General features: G+C 72.0%; 15 protein-coding genes. All 15 read right to left on the bottom strand.

Features of this window, described 5'->3' with window-relative positions:
- Nucleotides 1-2: 2 nt before the first annotated feature.
- A complete protein-coding gene (locus tag ACFWWQ_RS01235) occupies nt 3-1,385 on the bottom strand; it encodes an aspartate aminotransferase family protein (protein ID WP_384588101.1) in 1,383 nt (460 codons plus the stop codon).
- 78 nt (nt 1,386-1,463) lie between these two features.
- Entirely contained in the window at nt 1,464-2,486 is a 1,023-nt protein-coding gene (gene hpnH, locus ACFWWQ_RS01230) for an adenosyl-hopene transferase HpnH (protein WP_384588098.1), read from the bottom strand.
- A gap of 5 nt (nt 2,487-2,491) precedes the next feature.
- Complete coding sequence (locus tag ACFWWQ_RS01225) at nt 2,492-3,145, bottom strand: 1-hydroxy-2-methyl-2-butenyl 4-diphosphate reductase (RefSeq protein WP_384588095.1); 654 nt, start codon at nt 3,143-3,145, stop codon at nt 2,492-2,494.
- Nucleotides 3,145-5,136, bottom strand: coding sequence for a squalene--hopene cyclase (gene shc, locus ACFWWQ_RS01220; RefSeq protein ID WP_384588092.1), 1,992 nt, complete (start codon nt 5,134-5,136; stop codon nt 3,145-3,147). The genes ACFWWQ_RS01225 and shc overlap by 1 nt, the downstream gene beginning before the upstream one ends.
- Nucleotides 5,137-5,240: 104 nt before the next feature.
- Nucleotides 5,241-6,338, bottom strand: a complete 1,098-nt coding sequence (locus ACFWWQ_RS01215; protein ID WP_143941269.1) for a polyprenyl synthetase family protein — start codon at nt 6,336-6,338, stop codon at nt 5,241-5,243.
- A 20-nt stretch (nt 6,339-6,358) separates the two neighbouring features.
- Nucleotides 6,359-7,777 carry a hydroxysqualene dehydroxylase HpnE gene (gene hpnE, locus ACFWWQ_RS01210; protein ID WP_384588088.1) on the bottom strand — a complete coding sequence of 473 codons (1,419 nt, stop codon included), beginning with the start codon at nt 7,775-7,777 and terminating at the stop codon, nt 6,359-6,361.
- 121 nt (nt 7,778-7,898) lie between these two features.
- Nucleotides 7,899-8,846 (bottom strand): presqualene diphosphate synthase HpnD, encoded by a 948-nt coding sequence (hpnD, locus tag ACFWWQ_RS01205; protein WP_384588085.1) that lies wholly within the window; start codon nt 8,844-8,846, stop codon nt 7,899-7,901.
- On the bottom strand, nt 8,843-9,769 hold the full coding sequence (gene hpnC / locus ACFWWQ_RS01200) for a squalene synthase HpnC (RefSeq protein ID WP_384588082.1): 927 nt from the start codon (nt 9,767-9,769) through the stop codon (nt 8,843-8,845). Before hpnC ends, hpnD begins: the two co-directional genes overlap by 4 nt.
- A gap of 367 nt (nt 9,770-10,136) precedes the next feature.
- A complete protein-coding gene (locus ACFWWQ_RS01195; protein WP_384588079.1) occupies nt 10,137-10,937 on the bottom strand; it encodes an ABC transporter ATP-binding protein in 801 nt (266 codons plus the stop codon).
- Nucleotides 10,930-11,868 carry an ABC transporter permease gene (locus ACFWWQ_RS01190; RefSeq protein WP_384588076.1) on the bottom strand — a complete coding sequence of 313 codons (939 nt, stop codon included), beginning with the start codon at nt 11,866-11,868 and terminating at the stop codon, nt 10,930-10,932. Before ACFWWQ_RS01190 ends, ACFWWQ_RS01195 begins: the two co-directional genes overlap by 8 nt.
- A gap of 79 nt (nt 11,869-11,947) precedes the next feature.
- The gene (locus ACFWWQ_RS01185) at nt 11,948-12,829 is read right to left on the bottom strand and encodes a glycosyltransferase family 2 protein (protein ID WP_384588163.1); all 882 of its coding nucleotides are present in this window, start codon (nt 12,827-12,829) and stop codon (nt 11,948-11,950) included.
- Between the two features lie 17 nt (nt 12,830-12,846).
- The gene (locus ACFWWQ_RS01180; RefSeq protein ID WP_384588073.1) at nt 12,847-13,626 is read right to left on the bottom strand and encodes a CDP-alcohol phosphatidyltransferase family protein; all 780 of its coding nucleotides are present in this window, start codon (nt 13,624-13,626) and stop codon (nt 12,847-12,849) included.
- The gene (locus ACFWWQ_RS01175; RefSeq protein WP_384588070.1) at nt 13,604-14,665 is read right to left on the bottom strand and encodes an iron-containing alcohol dehydrogenase family protein; all 1,062 of its coding nucleotides are present in this window, start codon (nt 14,663-14,665) and stop codon (nt 13,604-13,606) included. The genes ACFWWQ_RS01180 and ACFWWQ_RS01175 overlap by 23 nt, the downstream gene beginning before the upstream one ends.
- Nucleotides 14,653-15,390 (bottom strand): sugar phosphate nucleotidyltransferase, encoded by a 738-nt coding sequence (locus ACFWWQ_RS01170; RefSeq protein ID WP_384588067.1) that lies wholly within the window; start codon nt 15,388-15,390, stop codon nt 14,653-14,655. Before ACFWWQ_RS01170 ends, ACFWWQ_RS01175 begins: the two co-directional genes overlap by 13 nt.
- A complete protein-coding gene (locus tag ACFWWQ_RS01165; protein ID WP_384588160.1) occupies nt 15,387-17,201 on the bottom strand; it encodes a DUF5941 domain-containing protein in 1,815 nt (604 codons plus the stop codon). Before ACFWWQ_RS01165 ends, ACFWWQ_RS01170 begins: the two co-directional genes overlap by 4 nt.
- Nucleotides 17,202-17,216 lie beyond the last annotated feature (15 nt).

Genomic DNA, 17,216 nt, shown 5'->3' with positions numbered 1-17,216 from the left:
CGTCAGCGGTGGGCGACCGCCTGCTTCACCAGCGTCCGCCCGAAGTCCCACATCAGGCCGGAGCCCGCGTGGGCCTCGTCCATGACGGCGGTGAACGCCGTGACGAACCGGTCCACCTCCCGCTCGCCGATGATCAGCGGCGGGAGCAGCTTGATGACCTCCAGATGGTCGCCGGAGACCTGCGTGAGGATGCGGTGCCGTTGCAGCAGCGGCACCACGACCATCTGCGCGAACAGGCCCTTGCGGGCCGCCTGGAGCATCGCCCAGCGGCCGCGCAGCCCCAGCGACTTCGGGCGGCCGAACTCGATGCCGATCATCAGGCCCCGGCCGCGCACCTCGTGCAGCAGCTCGTACCGGTCGGTGAGCGCGGCCAGCCGGGTGCGCAGCAGATCGCCGGTGTGCCGGGCGTGGGCGACGAGCTGCTCGTCCTCCAGCACGGCGAGCACCGCCAGGCCCGCCGCCATGGCCTGGGCGTTGGCGCCGAAGCTGGCGGAGTGCACCAGCACCCGGTCCATCGACGAGAAGACCTTCTTGAAGATCCAGTCCTTGCCGAGCGTCGCGCTGACGGGGACATAGCCGCCGGACAGCGTCTTGGCGACGCAGACCAGGTCCGGCTCGACGCCCGCTTCGTGCTGGTAGGCGAAGAAGTCGCCGGTGCGGCCGAGGCCGGTCTGCACCTCGTCGGCGATCAGCAGGGCCTTGTGGCGGTGGAGCAGCTCCTGGGCGGCGGCGAGGAAACCGGGCGGGGCCGGCAGCACCCCCTTGCCCTGGATCGGCTCGACGACCAGCGCCGCCACGTCCCCGCGGCGCAGCTCGCGCTCCAGCGCCGCCAGATCGCCCAGTTCGATGGCGGTGTCCGGCAGCAGCGGGGCGAAGCCGTCGCGGAAGCCGTCCTCGCCGTTGACCGACAGGGAGCCCGTCGTCAGGCCGTGGAAGGCGTGGGTGCAGTACAGGACGCGGGGTCTGCCGGTGGCGTAGCGGGCGAACTTCAGGGCGGTCTCGACGGCTTCGGTACCGCTGTTGCCGAAGAACACCCGGTCCAGATGGGGCGCGTGGGACAGCAGCTTCTCGGCGAGCAGACCGGGCAGCGGCTGGCAGTCGAAGCGGGTGAGGTCCGCCAGCTGCGCATCGAGGACGTCGTGCAGCGCCTGCCGGACGACCGGGTGGTGGCGCCCCAGGCCCATCACCCCGAAACCGGCGAGCATGTCGAGGTAGTCCTGCCCGTCGGCGTCCCAGAAGTACGCGCCCTCGGCCCGCTCGTAGACCTTGTCGAAGCCGAGGGTGTGGAGCATCCGCGGCAGCTGGTGGTTGAGATGGCGGCTGTGCAGGTCGTAGCGTTCGCCGCCGCGCTCGGCCAGCAGACGGCCCAGATCGAAACCGGTCACCGGTGGCTCCTCTCCCCGCTTCTCCCCACGGCCCGGGCGGTGCGCGCCGCCCGGGCCGGTCCGACGTGGCCGGGCACGTCAGTCACGGTTCCCCGTGACGGTCTCCCGCGCCGCGCGCAGCGACTCCTTGAGCGACCCCATGGTGGCCAGCACGGCGGTCGGCTCGTAGCCGCAGTGCGCCATGCAGTTGGCGCACCGCGGATCCTTGCCGCGGCCGTACTTCTCCCAGTCGGTCTCCTCGATGAGCTGCCGGTACGTGGGGACGTAGCCGTCGCTCATCAGATAGCAGGGGCGCTGCCAGCCGAAGAGGGAGTAGTTGGGGATCGCCCACGCGGTGCACGGGAAGTCCACCTTGCCCTCCAGGAAGTCGAGGAAGAGCGGACTGTGGTTGAGGCGCCAGCGGCCGCGGTTGCCCCCGGCGAACGCCTTCCTGAACAACTCCCGGGTCTGCTCGACGCCGAGGAAGTGCTCCTGGTCGGGTGCCTTCTCGTACGCGTAGGCGGGCGACAGCATCATCTCGTCGACCTGGAGGTCGTCGTTGAGGAAGTTCAGCACCTCGATGATGGTCTGCGGGGTGTCGGTGTTGAAGAAGGTGGAGTTGGTGGTGACCCGGAAGCCGCGCCGCTTGGCCTCCTTGATGGCGGCCACCGCCTCGTCGAACACGCCCTCCTTCGCTACGGATTCGTCGTGGCGCTCGCGCATGCCGTCGATGTGCACCGCGAAGGCGAAGTACCGCGAGGGGGTGAACTTCTCCAGCTTCTTACGGAGCAGCATCGCGTTGGTGCAGAGGAAAACGTATTTCCGCTTTGCCACCAGCTGCCGGACGATCTCGTCGATCTGGGGATGCATCAGGGGCTCGCCGCCGGCGATGGAGACCATCGGGGCGCCGGACTCCAGCACCGCCCCCACCGCCTGCGCCACCGGCATCCGCTGTTTGAGGACGCCCGCCGGATGCTGGATCTTCCCGCACCCCTCGCACTTGAGGTTGCAGGCGAACAGCGGCTCCAACTCGACGATCAGCGGAAACTTGTCGCGCCTCCGCATCTTCTGTTCAAAGAGATAGGTCCCGACCCGGATGGACTGGCGGAGCGGCATGGCCATCTGGCTCACCTCCAGGGGAGCAGCAAAGAACGGTGCCATTCGAAGAAAACAGGAAGGACTGACCGCAGCACGCGGAAGGCCGATATTCCTCCGCGCAGGGTGGCCAGGCGCAGCAGTTCATGTTCTGGAGCGTCCACGACCACCCGGACGGCCGCAACCGGGCGGTCGCCCGCCGCCCGCGCCGCGCGCAGCGTCGCGGCGGACTCCATGTCCACCGCGACCGCGCCCGCGGCGTGCAGCGCCGCCCGTTCCGCACCGCGCACCACGTGGTCACTGCCCTGGAGCAGCCCGGTGTGGACGGTCAGCCCGCGCGAGCGCAGCGCCTCGGTCAGCGGGCCGCCGTGACAGAGCACGTCGGATGCGTCCGGTCGGTGGTCGCGGGTCCGCTCGGCCACCACCACATCGCCGGGGCGCATGCCCGGGGCGAGCCCGGCGCAGAAGCCGCTGGCGATCACCGGGGAGTGCGCGGTGGGCGCGCCCGGGGCGAGCGCCCGCTCCATGGCGCGTTCGGCGGCGTGCGGCCCCATGCCGGTGCGGAGCGTGACCCGCGCGGACGGGGTGGAGTCGCGGCCCCCGTCGCGCAGCGCGTACCGCTCGATGCCGAGCGCACAGGCGACCAGCAGGGGCGGTTCGGTCTCCGGCGGGGGCCGTCTCGGCATCAGGCCCCCAGCGGTGCGGTGGCCGGCCCGCCGCCCACGTAACGGCCGAGCGCCGTCAGCGGGAAGACCTGGCGGTACAGGTGGTAGTTGATGGAGAAGTCCCAGGGGAAGCCGGTGCCGGTGAAGTACGGCTCGTCCCAGGAACCGTCCGGCAGCTGGGTGCCGGCCAGCCAGCGCACCCCGCGGCGGACGGCCTCGCCGTCCCGCTCCCCGGCGGCCAGCAGCGCCATCAGCGCCCAGGCCGTCTGCGAGGCGGTGGAGGCGCCGCGGCCCGCCCACGTCTCCTTGTCCTGGTACGAGCGCTGGTCCTCGCCCCAGCCGCCGTCGGCGTTCTGCACCCGCTCCAGCCAGGCGACGGCGCGCCGGATCGCCGGATGCGAGCCGGGAATCCCGGCCGCGGCGAGCGCGGGCAGCACCGAGCCGGTGCCGTAGAGGTAGTTGGTGCCCCAGCGGCCGAACCAGGCGCCGCAGGGCTCCTGGTCGGCGAGGAGCCAGGCGAGGCCGCGGCGGGCGCGCGGATGGTCGGCGCGGCCGGTGTCGGCGAGCATCTCGACGACATGGGCGGTGACGTCCGCGGACGGCGGGTCGATGACCTCGCCGAAGTCGCAGAACGGCAGGCGGTTGGGGAACGGGCTGGTGTTGTCGGCGTCGAACGCGCCCCACGCACCGTTCCTCGACTGCATCCCGGCGCTCCAGCGCACCCCGCGCTCGACGGCCTCCTCGACCCGCCGCGGGTCCGGGTGGTCGACCCGGCGCAGCGCGAGGACCACCTCGGCGGTGTCGTCGATGTCCGGGTAGTTGTCGTTCTCGAACTCGAAGCCCCAGCCGCCGGGCGGGAGGTGGGGGCGGCGGACCGTCCAGTCGCCGGGGCGGTCGATCTGCTCGGCGAGCATCCAGTCGGCGGCCTTGACCAGCTGCGGGTGGTCGGCGGGGAGCCCGGCGTCGGCGAGGGCGATGGTGGCCAGGCAGGTGTCCCAGACCGGCGACTGGCACGCCTCGATCATCCGGGAACCGTCCTCGCGCCACACGGCGAAGCGGTCCAGCGACGCCAGGCCCGCCTTGAGGACCGGGTGGTCGAGGTCGTAGCCGAGCAGGTGCAGGGCGATGACGGAGTAGACGGCGGGCGGCTGGATGCCTCCCCAGCAGCCGTCGTTCTCCTGGCGTTCGATGATCCAGCGGGCCGCGGACCGCATCGCGGCGGCGCGCACCGGGCGCACCGCGACCTTGCGGTAGAGGTGCAGCGCCCGGTCGAGGCGCTGGAAGAGGCCGTCCCAGCTGGTGGCCGGCGCGAGCGGGCGCGGCGGGTTGGGGTCGGCCGGGTCGGTGTGCAGCTCGTCGAGGGCGAACGGCGCGGGCCGCACCGGGCGCTTGGCCGAGACGATGGTGAGCGGCACGATCGTCTGCCGCGCCCAGCACCCGAAGTCGTAGATGTTGAGCGGGAACCACTTCGGGAGGTGGATCAGCTCCGGCGGGAGTTCGGGGAGGTCGTCCCACTTCCACCAGCCGAAGAGGGCCAGCCAGATGCGGGTGAAGACACGGGACGCGGCGATGCCGCCCGCCTCCCGGACCCGGGCGGCCGCGCGGGCCATGTGCGGGGCGTCGGGCGCGTCCCCGGCGAGCCGCAGGGCGACATACGCCTCGACGGTGGCGGAGAGGTCGCCGGGCCCGCCGTAAAAGGTGGCCCAGGCACCGTCCTCGCGCTGCTCGCCGCGGAGGTACCGGGCGGCGGCCTCGGTGGTCTTCGCGTCCCGGACACCCAGGAACTGGCGGAGCATCAGGTCCTCGGCGTCCATCGTGACGTTGGTTTCGAGGTCGCCCTTCCACCATCCGGCGGGGTCCTGGACGGAGAGGAGATATGCGGTGGCGCGCTCCGTCGCACGCCGGGCCTGCTGTGCGATGCCCACCGGGTCTTCGGTGCGGTCGTCGGCATCGCTGGCCGAGGGAGCCCGGGGCTGCAGGGCCCCGGTGCTTCCGTCGGTCGTCGCTGTCATGGCTTCCCCTTCTGCAGTGAACTGTGAAGCGTGCTCAGGGATTCCGTCGGCCGGCGCCCGGCTGGCACCGGCCGGCGACTGCGATCAGTTCGTGTCGATAGTGCTCATCTCTGTCGTACGACGACGAAGTCCGCGAGCGCGACGAGCTGCGCGCGGACCTTCTCGGGCATCTCGACCTCGTCGAGCGCGGCGATGGCCGTGGCGTGCTGGCGGCGGGCCTCCTGGGAGGTCCACTCGCGGCCCCCGGCCTCCTCGATCAGCGCGGCGCGGGAGGCGAACTCCTCCTCGGTGAAGTCGGCGATCTCGGTCTCGGACTTCTTCGCGTCGGCCGCCAGGATCTCGGCGAGACGACGGGAGGCGGGGCCGTCGGCGTCCAGCGCGGCGACGACCGGAAGCGACTTCTTGCGCTGGCGCAGATCGCTCCAGGTCTGCTTGCCGGTGGACTCCGGGTCGCCCCAGATGCCGAGCAGGTCGTCGACCGCCTGGAACGCGAGGCCGAGGTGGTAGCCGTACTTCTCCAAGGTGTCGGCGGTGCGGTCGTCGGCGCCGCCGAGCACCGCGCCGATGGAGACGGCGCAGGCCAGCAGCGCGCCGGTCTTGTTGCCCTCCATCTCCAGACACTCCGCGACGGTGACCCGCTCCCGGTGCTCGTACGAGATGTCCTGCGCCTGACCGTCGATCAGCTTACGGGTGGCGGTGGTCAGACGGCGGGTGGCGCGCCCGGCCTCGACGGTGCCGAGTTCGAGCAGCAGCTCGTTGGCGAGGGCGAAGAGGGCGTCGCCGACCAGGATCGCCTGGGCGGGGCCGTGCACCTTCCACACCGTGTCGCGGTGGCGGCGCTGCTCATCGCCGTCCATGAGGTCGTCGTGGAGCAGCGAGAAGTTGTGCACCAGCTCGACGGCGACCGCGCCGGGGATGCCGACCTCCGGCGCCGCGCCCGCGGCCTCGGCGGACAGCAGGGAGAGCGCGGGACGTACCGCCTTGCCGCCGTCGCCCGCCGAGGGGTGGCCCGCGGCGTCGATCCACCCGAAGTGGTAGGCGGCGACGGTGTCCATGGGAGGAGCGAGTCTGTCCACGGCGGCACGCAGCACGGGAGTGGCGAGCGTGCGCCCGCGCTCCAGCAGCGCGGTGACGCTCTCGGTGTCGATAGCTGGGGAAGCCGGGTTCACGGTTTCTCCTCTGTTTCCGATGCTCGTGCTCATGGGAGCGCTGGTGCTCGTTGTCATGCTGCCTCCCGGGGCAGCCGGCCCCGGGGGAAGCCGAGTTCGGTGAGCGCGTGGCGTGCGGCCGCATGACCGCTGCGCACGGCGCCTTCCATGGTCGCGGGCCACCCGGTGGCGGTCCACGCACCGGCCAGGAACAGGCCGGGGGTACGGGTCCGGGCGGCGGGGCGGAGCCTGCCGACGCCCGGAGTGGGCGCGAACGTCGCGGTGCGTTCGCGGGTGACGAAGAAGTCGCAGACGCGGGCGCCGCGCGCCGCGGGCAGCAGCCGCTCCAGCTCCGGGAGGTAGCGGTCGCGCAGCTTGGCGACCGGCTGCCCGATCTCCTGCTGCGCGGCCGACTGCGACACCGCCAGGTACTGGCAGCCCGCGCCCTCGGGGAGGGAGGCCAGGCCGGAGGTTTCGGTGCGGTCGAAGACCCACTGCACCGGCGAGCCGACCGCGGCGAAGAACGGGCGGCGCAGCACCTTGCGGTCGTAGACGACATGGAGGTTGAGGATCGGCGCGGTGCCGATGTCGAGCAGCCGGTCCTGGTCGTCGAGGGTGTCCTCGGGCAGCAGGGCGTGGGTCTCACGCTGCGGCAGGGCCGTCACGACGGTGCCGGCGTCGAGCGGGTCGGTGGCGTCCGGCCCGTCGGAGACCGCGACGCGCCAGCCGGACTCCGTACGGGTGAGGCCGGTGGCACGGGTGCGCAGCAGGACGCGGACGCCGGCCTTCTCCAGGGCGGTGCGGGCGAGGGTGTCGTGGACGTCGCCGAGCGGGACCCTGGCCCAGCCGATGTCGGCGGCGCCGGGCGCGGAGAGCAGACCGGTCTTGAAGACCTTGGCGGCGAGGCCGAGGGAGGCGCCGGACGCGGTGGCGTTGAGGGTGGCGACGCCGACGAGGTCCCACAGCGCCTCGACGGCGCGGGCCGACTGGCCGTGGCGCCGCAGCCAGCTGCCGAAGTCGACCGCGTCGAGCGCCGGGTCGTCGAGGTCGAGGCCCTTGAGCGCAAGGGTGGCGCGGACCACGGAGGCACGGTCGGCGGGCGTCAGGTGCGGGTAGCGGGCGAGGCTGCCCGCGAGGTGCAGCGGGACGGGCAGCGCGGTGCGCCGCAGGCGTCCCAGCCGCATGCGGTCGGCGTCGAGGACGGGGACGTCCATCCGGTCCTGGAGCGGCACCATGCCGGTGGCGCCGAGCCGTTCCAGGAAGGCGCCGTAGGCGGTGCAGCAGCGCAGGAAGACGTGCTGGCCGTTGTCGACGCTCAGCTCGCCGCTGCCGAACTCGCGGCGGAAGGAGAAGACCAGGCCGCCCAGGCGCGGGCGGCCCTCGACGAGGGTGACGCGCGCCCCGGCGTCGGCGAGCGCCAGCGCGGCCGCCGTACCGGCCAGCCCGCCGCCGACCACCACCGCGCCGCCGGTGCGCCGTGCTCCGGCTGTCATGTGTCCTCCCCCGATACCGTCCTCAGGGACGCGGTGATCACCCGGAGGGTTGCCCCGGGTACCGCGGGGCGCGGCTGCCGGGTTCCCGGGTGGCTGTGCCGTGCGGTGGTGCGGTCGTGCATCAGCGCCTCCCGGCGATGCGGCGGCCGGCCGCGCGGGCGTCCAGACCCGACAGGCCGCGCACCGCGACGAACGCCTTCTCGCGGCCCGGCAGCGACACCCGGCCACGGAGTACGGCTTCCGGGTCGTCGGCGATGCGGGTCAGCAGCCGGTGGTAGATCCCGGCCATCGCGGCGACACAGGCGCCGCTGCGGCGGTCGAGCATCGGCAGCAGCTGGAAGCCCTCGGCGAAGAGCGCGCGGGCGCGGGCGGCCTCGTAGTGCACCAGCCCGGCGAAGTCCGCGCCCGGCGGCGGCACCGGCGCGTCGAACCCGGCCGAGCAGCCGAACTTCGCGAGGTCCTCGGAGGGCAGGTAGGTGCGGCCGTTGGCGGCGTCCTCGCGGACGTCGCGCAGGATGTTGGTGAGCTGCAGGGCGAGGCCGAGGGTGTCGGCGTACTCGGGGGCGCGCGCGGCGTCCGGTGCGCCGGGCACCGTGCCGAACACGCCGAGCGAGAGCCGCCCGATGGCCCCGGCGACGCAGCGGCAGTAGAGCTTCAGCTCGTCCCAGGTGCGGTAGGTCTCGCCGCGGACGTCCATCAGGACGCCGTCGATCAGCTCGTCGAGACCGACCAGGGGCAGCGGGAAGCGCCGGGCGGCGTCGGCGAGGGCGACGGCAACCGGATCGGTGTCGTCCTCCTCGATCTCGCCGTCCTTGATACGGCCCAGCAGCGCCCGGGTGTCCTCCAGCCGGACGCGCTTGGCCTCCGGCTCCAGCAAGCCGTCGCCGATGTCGTCGACGCGGCGGGAGAAGGCGTAGAGCGCCGACATGGCCTGCCGCTTGGCTGCCGGCAGCAGCCGGATGCCGTAGGCGAAGTTCCGGGCCTGATGCCCGGTGACGGCCTCGCAGTAGCGGTATGCGGCGAGCACCGGCGCGGATGTCTGTGCGGTTTCCTCCACGGTCCGACTCACCCCTCTCTTCGCAATGTCGCCCCCACCTCGCGCAGCAGGCTGAGCTTGGTCGGCTTGGGCGGTCCGGGGAGTACGTCGTGGTCGGCGGCGGCGATGGCCCGCAGCGCGGCACGCCCGCCGCCGACGAAACCGGCCAGCAGCAGCCGCAGGCGGCCGTGCACGCTGCCCACCAGGGGGGCTCCGGCGTCCAGCAGCCGGGCGGCGCGGTCCGCCTCGTGGGCGATCAGCGCGCGCACGGCGGGACCGGCGTGCGGGGCGGCGAGGTCCGCCTCGGTGACGCCGAAGCGCTTCCGGCTCTCCTCGGGAAGGTAGATCCGGTCGCGGGCCAGGTCCTCGGGGACGTCCTGGAGGTGTTCGACGATCTGCAGCGCGGTGCAGATCTCGTCGGAACGCCGGACGCGTTCGGGGCTGGTGGTGCCGGTGATGCCGAGGACGAGACGGCCGACGGGGTTGGCGGACAGCTCGCAGTACGCGTCGAGGTCCGCGGCGGTCGCATAGCGCGAGATCCGCTGGTCCTGGCGGTTCGCCTCGATCAGGCCGAGGAAGGGCTCGGGGGTCAGCCCGCAGCGGCGGACGGTCGGGCCCAGGCGGCGCAGGAGCGGATGGCGGGGGCCGGGGGCACGGTCGCTGAAGACGCGGTACAGGTCCGCTTCGAGGGCGTCGAGCAGCGCGGGGCGGTCGTCGGCACGGTCGCGCTCCAGCCCGAGGAGGACGGCGTCGCCGCCACCGGGGGCGAGGTCGCCGTCGCCGATGTCGTCGACCAGGCGGGCATAGCCGTAGATCGCCATGAGGTCTCCGCGCCAGGCGCGGGGCAGGAAGAAGGGCGCGACCGGGAAGTTCTCGTGAGCGGCCTGGTCGAGGACGGCGCGCGAGGGATCGTCCACCGGCCGGCCGGCGGGGGCCTGGGCCGTTTCTCGGCTCACCGAAGTCTGCCCGGCACGTTTCGGAGCCGGAGCGATCCAGTAGCCATTGCCGTCACGTCTCCCGTTCTACACCGCCAAGCTAAAACATCCCATTTCGGACACGCCACAGGTAACGGCACGCCCGACGGGACCGTTCGACGCTCACGAATGGCGAGCATTGCCCGACTTATACCACTTATTCTGATCAGTACCCGTACAGCTTACGCCGTGGATCTTCGCGACGGATGACCGGGTCCCGCACCCCCGGACCACGCCCGGCACCACGCCGCGCGAGGCCCAACCACCCTCCGACCGGTGGGGGTTGGCCGGTCCATGACGGCCGCAGGGCCCCCGCGAACGTCACGCGGGGGCCCGGGCCGGAGGCGGACTACTTGCCCGACTCCTTTTCGTACGCCTTGATGACCTCGTCGGTCGGGCCGTCCATCAGCAACTCGCCCTTCTCCAGCCACAGCACCCGGTCGCAGGTGTCCCTGATCGACTTGTTGTTGTGGCTGACCAGGAAGACGGTACCGGCCTCCTTGCGCAGCTCGCGGATGCGGGCCTCGGAGCGCTTCTGGAACTTGCGGTCGCCGGTGGCCAGCGCCTCGTCGATCATCAGCACGTCGTGGTCCTTCGCCGCCGCGATGGAGAACCGCAGACGGGCCGCCATACCGGACGAGTAGGTGCGCATCGGCAGCGAGATGAAGTCGCCCTTCTCGTTGATGCCCGAGAAATCGACGATGCCCTGGTAGCGCTCGCGGACCTGGTCGCGGGACATGCCCATCGCCAGCCCGCCCAGCACCACGTTCTTCTCGCCGGTCAGATCGTTCATCAGCGCGGCGTTCACGCCCAGCAGCGACGGCTGGCCGTCGGTGTAGACCTTGCCGCGCTCGGCCGGGAGGAGACCGGCGATGGCCCGCAGCAGCGTCGACTTGCCCGAGCCGTTGGAGCCGATCAGCCCGATGGCCTCGCCACGGTACGCGGTGAAGGTGACGCCCTTGACCGCGTGCACCTCGCGGACGCTGCCGCCCGGCTTGCGGCGGATGATGCGGTTGAGCGCCGCGGTGGCGCTGCCCTTGCCGCCGCCGCCGTAGACGCGGTAGACGACGTGCAGATCGTCGGCGATCACGGTGGGGGTGACCGGGGCAGCCTGCGCGGCGGCACCGGTGTCCTGCTGCTGCTCAGCCACGGCCGTAACGCTCCTCAGCCTTCCAGAAGTACACAAAGCCTGCGGCGCCGATGAGCAGCGCCCAGCCGAGGGCCAGCGCCCAGACGTGCGGCGGCAGGTCGGCGTGGTTGAAGCCGTGACCGAGCAGCGAGTACCGCATCAGGTCGATATAGACCGACGCCGGGTTCGACGCCAGCAAGTTGATCAGCCACTCGGCGGCGTGCTTGTTCCGCAGCTGCTCGGTCAGGTTGTACATGACGCCGGACGCGTACATCCACGTCCGCATGAGGAACGGCAGCAGCTGCGCCAGGTCCGGGGTCTTCGCACCGGCGCGCGCCATGATCATGGCCAGACCGGTGTTGAAGACGTACTGGAGGACGAGCGTGGGGAACACCAGCAGCCACGACATCGACGGGTAGTGCCCGAACCCGAGCAGGACGATGACCAGCACGATCATCGAGAACAGCAGCTGCTGGAGCTGCTGGAGCGCGAACGAGATCGGCAGCGAGGCGCGCGGGAAGTGCAGCGCACGCACCAGCCCGAGGTTGCCGGAGATCGCCCGGACACCGGCCATCGCCGAGCTCTGGGTGAAGGTGAAGACGAAGACACCGGTCACCAGGAACGGGATGTAGACGTCGTTCGACATGCTGCCCCGGCCGCCCATGAGCAGACCGAAGATGAAGTAGTACACCAGCGCGTTGAGCAGCGGCGTCGCCACCTGCCAGACCTGGCCCAGCTTCGCCTGGCTGTACTGCGCGGTCAGCTTGGCGCTGGAGAAGGCGGCGATGAAGTGGCGCCGGTCCCACAGCTGCCGGACGTATTCGAACAGGCCGGGCCGGGCTCCGCTCTGCGACAGCCCGTACTTCTGGGCCAGCTGGGCAGGGGTGAGCCCCTCGTCGGGGGATGGCGGGGCACTCATGGCGACCGCACCGTCGTGCGTGGTCTCGCTCACAGTTGACACTTTCGTCCTCAAGGTGCGCTGCCGGGGCCACGCCCCGGCTCGCGCCTGATGCTCTCGGATATTGAGCTTGTCAGATGACGGGAGGGCGACCCAGCCGGGTCAGGCGCCACACGGTACGCCACTTCATGGGACGCCTCGGGCCGCAAGGGGTCGTCCAGCCCTCCTTGAAACCGGCCAGCCAGACGCGCAGCGCCGGCCAGGAGGGGCGCCGGGCCAGGGTCAGCAGGAACCAGACACCGAGATAGACCGGAACCAGCAGAGCGGGCAGATTGCGCCGCGCCAGCCAGACGCGGTTCCGGGCCACCATCCGGTGGTAGACCGCGTGCCGGCTCGGCGCCATCGTCGGATGGAGCAGCAGCATGTCCGCGCGGTAGTCGACCAGCCAGCCCGCGTCCAGCGCGCGCCAGGCCAGATCGGTCTCCTCGTGCGCGTAGAAGAAGTCGTCGGGCAAGCCGCCGACCTGCGCGAACACCGCCGTACGGGCCGCGTTGGCGCCGCCGAGGAAGGTGGTCACGCGCGAGGAGCGCAGCGGGTCGGACGCGCGCAGCCGCGGGACGTGGCGGCGCTGGGTCTCCCCGGTGTCCGGGTCGGCGATCCGGAAGCTGATGATGCCCAGCTTCTCGTCCGCGGCGAACGCCTGGCGGCACAGCTCGGCGGTGTCCGGCCGGGCCAGCAGGCCGTCGTCGTCGAGGAAGAGCAGGATGTCGACGTCGGTGCCGCCGGGGCCGAACGCCTCGATGCCGACGTTGCGGCCCGCCGGGATGCCGACGTTCTCCGGCAGCTCGACGGTCCGCACCGTCAGCCCGGGGACGTCCAGCTCGGGCAGGGGTGAGCCGTTGCCGACCACCACCACCTCGACCGGATCGCCCTCCTGCCCGGCGACCGAGTCCAGCAGCGCGCGCAGTTCCTCGGGGCGGTTGCCCATGGTGAGGACCACCGCGCCGACCGTCATCTTCTGAGGGGTCTTCGTCACTTGAGCCTGCTGGAAGCGAGGATGGACACGAGATGGAGCAGCGTCTGGAGCAGCGCGATACCGGCGAGCACCGCGACGCCGAGCCGCGAGAAGAAGAGATCGCCCCGGACGGTGTCCACGATCGCGAGGACCAGGATCAGCAGGGACGCCTCGACGCCGAGGACCAGCCGGTGGAACTTGAGGGCCGCGGCCGCCTTACGCGCCAGCGCCACACCGGAGGAGCGCGGCTCGGACGCCGCCTCCTTGACCGGCGGCAGGCCCTGCTGGTGCCGGGCCACGCCGACGAGGTCCGTCTCCGCCTTGATCATGATCGCGCCGAGGGCGGCGAGGGTGCCGAGGAAGGCCCACAGCCAGTCGATGCGGCCCGTGCCCCACAGATCGGCGGCGCGCAGGCCGAAGCCGACCAGGACCGCGGCGTCGCACAGGTAGGCGGCGACGCGGTCCAGGTAGACCCCGGACATCGAGTACTGCTTCTTCCAGCGGGCGATCTCACCGTCGACGCAGTCGAACAGCAGATACAGCTGGACCATCACCACGCCGAGCACGGCGCCCCAGATCCCCGGCACCAACAGGGCCGGGGCGGCGAGGGCACCGGCGACGGTCATCACGTAGGTCAGCTGGTTGGGCGTGACTTTCGTGGTCACCAGGTGCCGGTCGATGCGGAGGGAGACCTCGCGCATGTAGAGCCGACCGGCCCAGTGCTCGCCGCTCCGCCGGTCCTTCACGCCCGGAGGGTGAACGACCGGCCGGAGTTCAGCTACGGATGGTTTTGGCATAGTCGGCGTATGCGTCCCTGATCTCGTCGGTGGACAGGTCCAGGTGTTCCAGGATGGTGTACCGGCCGGGCCGGGTCTTCGGGGCGAACTCGACGACCTGGACGAACTCCTCGTCCGTGAAGCCGATCTCGCCCGGCGTGACCGGCAGGCCGTGCCGCTGGAGCGCCTCGACCATCAGCGCGGACATCTCCGCGTCCCCGCGCAGGTGCGTGGCGAATGCGGCACCGAGGCCGCACTGCTCGCCGTGGCTCGCCGCCCGCTTGGGGAAGAGGATGTCGAAGCCGTGGTTGATCTCGTGGCAGGCACCGGAGGCCGGCCGGCTGTCGCCCGCGACGGACATCGAGATGCCGGTGAGGACGAGGCCCTCGGCCAGCACCTGGAGGAACTTGTCGTCGCCGACACCGCCGGGGTGACGCAGCACGGCCTCACCGGCCTGGCGCGCCATCGCGGCGGCCAGCCCGTCTATCGCCTCGCCGTTCTCCTGGTGGGCCAGCTCCCAGTCCGCGACCGCGGAAATGTTGGAGATGGCGTCACCGATACCGGAGCGGACGAAGCGGACGGGCGCCTCACGGATGATGTCGAGGTCGATGACGACGGCGATCGGGTTCGGCACACCGTAGGAGCCGCGGCCCGCGTCGTTGTCGAGCGTGGCGACCGGCGAGCACAGGCCGTCGTGCGACAGGTTCGTCGCGACGGCGACGAGCGGCAGGCCGATCCGCGCCGCGGCGTACTTGGCGCAGTCGATGATCTTGCCGCCGCCGAGGCCCACGACGGCGTCGTAGTGCCCCTTCTTCATGGCGTCGCCGAGCTTGATCGCGTCGTCGAGCGTGCCGCCGCCGACCTCGTACCAGTCCGCGCCGGGCAGCGCGGGGGACAGCCGCTCCCGCAGCCGGGCGCCCGAACCGCCGGAGATGGCGATCGCGAGCTTCCCGGATGCGGAGATGCGCTGATCGGCCAGGAGGCCCGCCAGGTCGTCCAGGGCGCCGGCGTTGATGTCGACGACGACCGGGGACGGAATGAGGCGGGTCAGTACTGGCATGCGATCTCACGGCCCTTCGCGAGGTCGTCGTGGTTGTCGATCTCGACCCACACGACATCGCCGATGGGGGCCACGTCGACCTGGAAGCCGCGGTTGACCAGCTCCTGGTAGCCGTCCTCGTAGTAGAGGTCGGGGTCGCGCTCGAAGGTGGTCTTGAGGGCGTCGGCCAGCTCGGCGGCGGCGGAGCCCTCGATGAGGGTGACGCCGATGTACTCGCCGGTCGCCTCGGCCGGGTCCATCAGCTTGGTGATCTTCTGGACGCCCTTGGCGGGGTCGACGACGACCTTCATCTCCTCGTCGGCGAGCTGCTTGACGGTGTCCAGCGCGAGGATGATCTTCTGGCCGTTGCCGCGGGCGGCGAGCAGCGTCTTCTCGACGGAGACCGGGTGCACGGTGTCGCCGTTGGCGAGGATCACGTCGTGCGTGAGGGCGTCACGGCCGCACCACAGGGAGTAGGCGTTGTTCCACTCCTCGGCCTTGTCGTTGTCGATGAGCGTCAGCTTGAGACCGTACTTGGCCTCCAGCGCGGCCTGGCGCTCGTAGACGGCTTCCTTCCTGTAGCCGACGATGATCGCGACCTCGGTCAGGCCGATCTCGGCGAAGTTGCCGAGCGTCAGGTCCAGGATGGTCGTGTCCCCATCAACCGGCACCAGCGCCTTGGGCAGGGTGTCGGTGTAGGGGCGCAGACGCCGTCCGGCGCCGGCGGCCAGCACGAGGCCGATCATGCGGGTTCTCCTTCATCGTGTACGGCGGGTGCGCCGGTCTTCGCGGCACGCACCCAGAAGCGGATGCTCTCGACGAGCACCAGCAGACCCAGCGCGCCGGCGAGCACCGCGAGCGCGAGGGGGAAATCAGAGGGGGACAGCAGAGCGGCGAGGACGGTGACCACGAGGATCCGCCCCTCGCTGCCGCCGGCGGCCCGCACCAGCCAGCGCGGCGGCGCGCCGCTGCCGCCGCGGATGCGGTAGACCGCGTCGTAGTGATGGTAGGCGACCGCTGCGACCAGCCCGAATGCCGCGGGCAGCGCGCCGTGCGCACCGCTGCGGGCGGCGAGGACCAAGATCGTGACGTACTCGGCGACGCGCAGGAACGGCGGCACCAGCCAGTCCAGGGCGCCCTTGAGCGGGCGGGCCACGGCGGCGCCGGTCAGCAGCGCGGCGCAGCAGGCGAGGCCCACGGTCGGCCAGGACGCCGGATCGTCCTCGAAGATCACCGCGCTCAGCAGGACGGCGGCGGCGAGGAACGCCATGGCCGGGGCGAGGAACGAGCCGGTGCGGCCGCGACCGCGCATGGGGCGGGCGATCAGCTCGGCGAGTGCGCCGGTGTCGGCGAGGTCCGCCAGCGCGCGGGCGGCGCGGTCGGTGCGCCGGGCCCGGCGGGTCAGCGAGCGCAGCACGCGTCCGGCGGTGGTGTAGCAGGCCGCCAGCGCGCAGCCGATCAGCAGCACGGAGAAGACGATGCGGGGCGTGGTGCAGGCGGTGAGGACGGCGATCAGCGCCCAGCGCTCACCGATCGGCAGCACGATCATCCGGCGCGCCCAGACGGTCCAGCCGACGCTGTCGAGCCGGTCGGAGAGGGCGGCGGTGGGGCTGGTGTTGGCCCTGGCGTCGTGGTTGGCCTCGTTGAACGAGAAGTCGACGACATGACGGCAGGTCTGGAGGATCATCGCGCCGAGCGCCAGTGCCCAGACGTCATCGCCGCCGCGGGCGGCGCCGAGGGCGAGACCGGCGTAGTACGCGTACTCCTTGGCCCGGTCGAAGGTGGCGTCGAGCCAGGCGCCCATCGTCGAGTACTGCAGGGAGTAGCGGGCGAGCTGCCCGTCGGTGCAGTCGAGGACGAAGGAGAGGAGGAGCAGGACACCGGCGGCGACGAAACCGCCGCGGGTGCCGGTGGCCGCGCAGCCCGCCGCGATCAGCGCGGTGAGCAGCGAGGCGGTGGTGACCTGGTTCGGGGTCAGGCCACGCCGTGCGCACCAGCGGGCGAGGTAGCGGGAGTACGGGCTGATGCAGTGCGTGGTGAAGAACCCGTCGCGGGACTTGACCGCGCTGCGCAGCCGTACCGCCTCCTCGTCGACCGCGGCGACGGCCTCGTGGGCCTCCTCGCGGCGGGCCGGGGTGAGCGGGACGGCGGCGACGAGGCTGCCCGGCTCGATGCGCTGGAGGCCGATGTCGGCGCGTTCCAGGGCGTCGGTCAGGGTGCCGGTGAGGACGTCGGTGAGGTGGGCGCTTCCGGCGCCGACGGGCATCCGGGCGGCCGCGCGGTCCAGCGTGGCGCGGGCCGCGGGCTGCGCGGTGAGCGCGCCCTCGACGGCGGCGGCCGGGAAGCGGGGGTCGGTGAGCGCGAGGCGCAGGGTGTGCCGGTGGCCGACGAAGCGGGGGTCCACGACGGCGATCCGCTCATGGGCGGGGACCGCGGCGATCAGCTCGGCCGCGGACGCGGGGTCCTGTGCCGTACGGATGTCGAAGCCCAGCGCACGCAGATCGCCTTCGAGCGGCGACCCGGCGACCGGCGGACCGGTGAGGATGGCGGTCGACAGACGAACTCACTCCTT

Source organism: Streptomyces sp. NPDC059080, assembly GCF_042739975.1.
GTDB classification, from domain to species: Bacteria; Actinomycetota; Actinomycetes; order Streptomycetales; family Streptomycetaceae; genus Streptomyces; species Streptomyces benahoarensis.
Note: the sequence above shows the minus strand (reverse complement) of the source record. Positions and strands in the feature narration are given on the sequence as shown.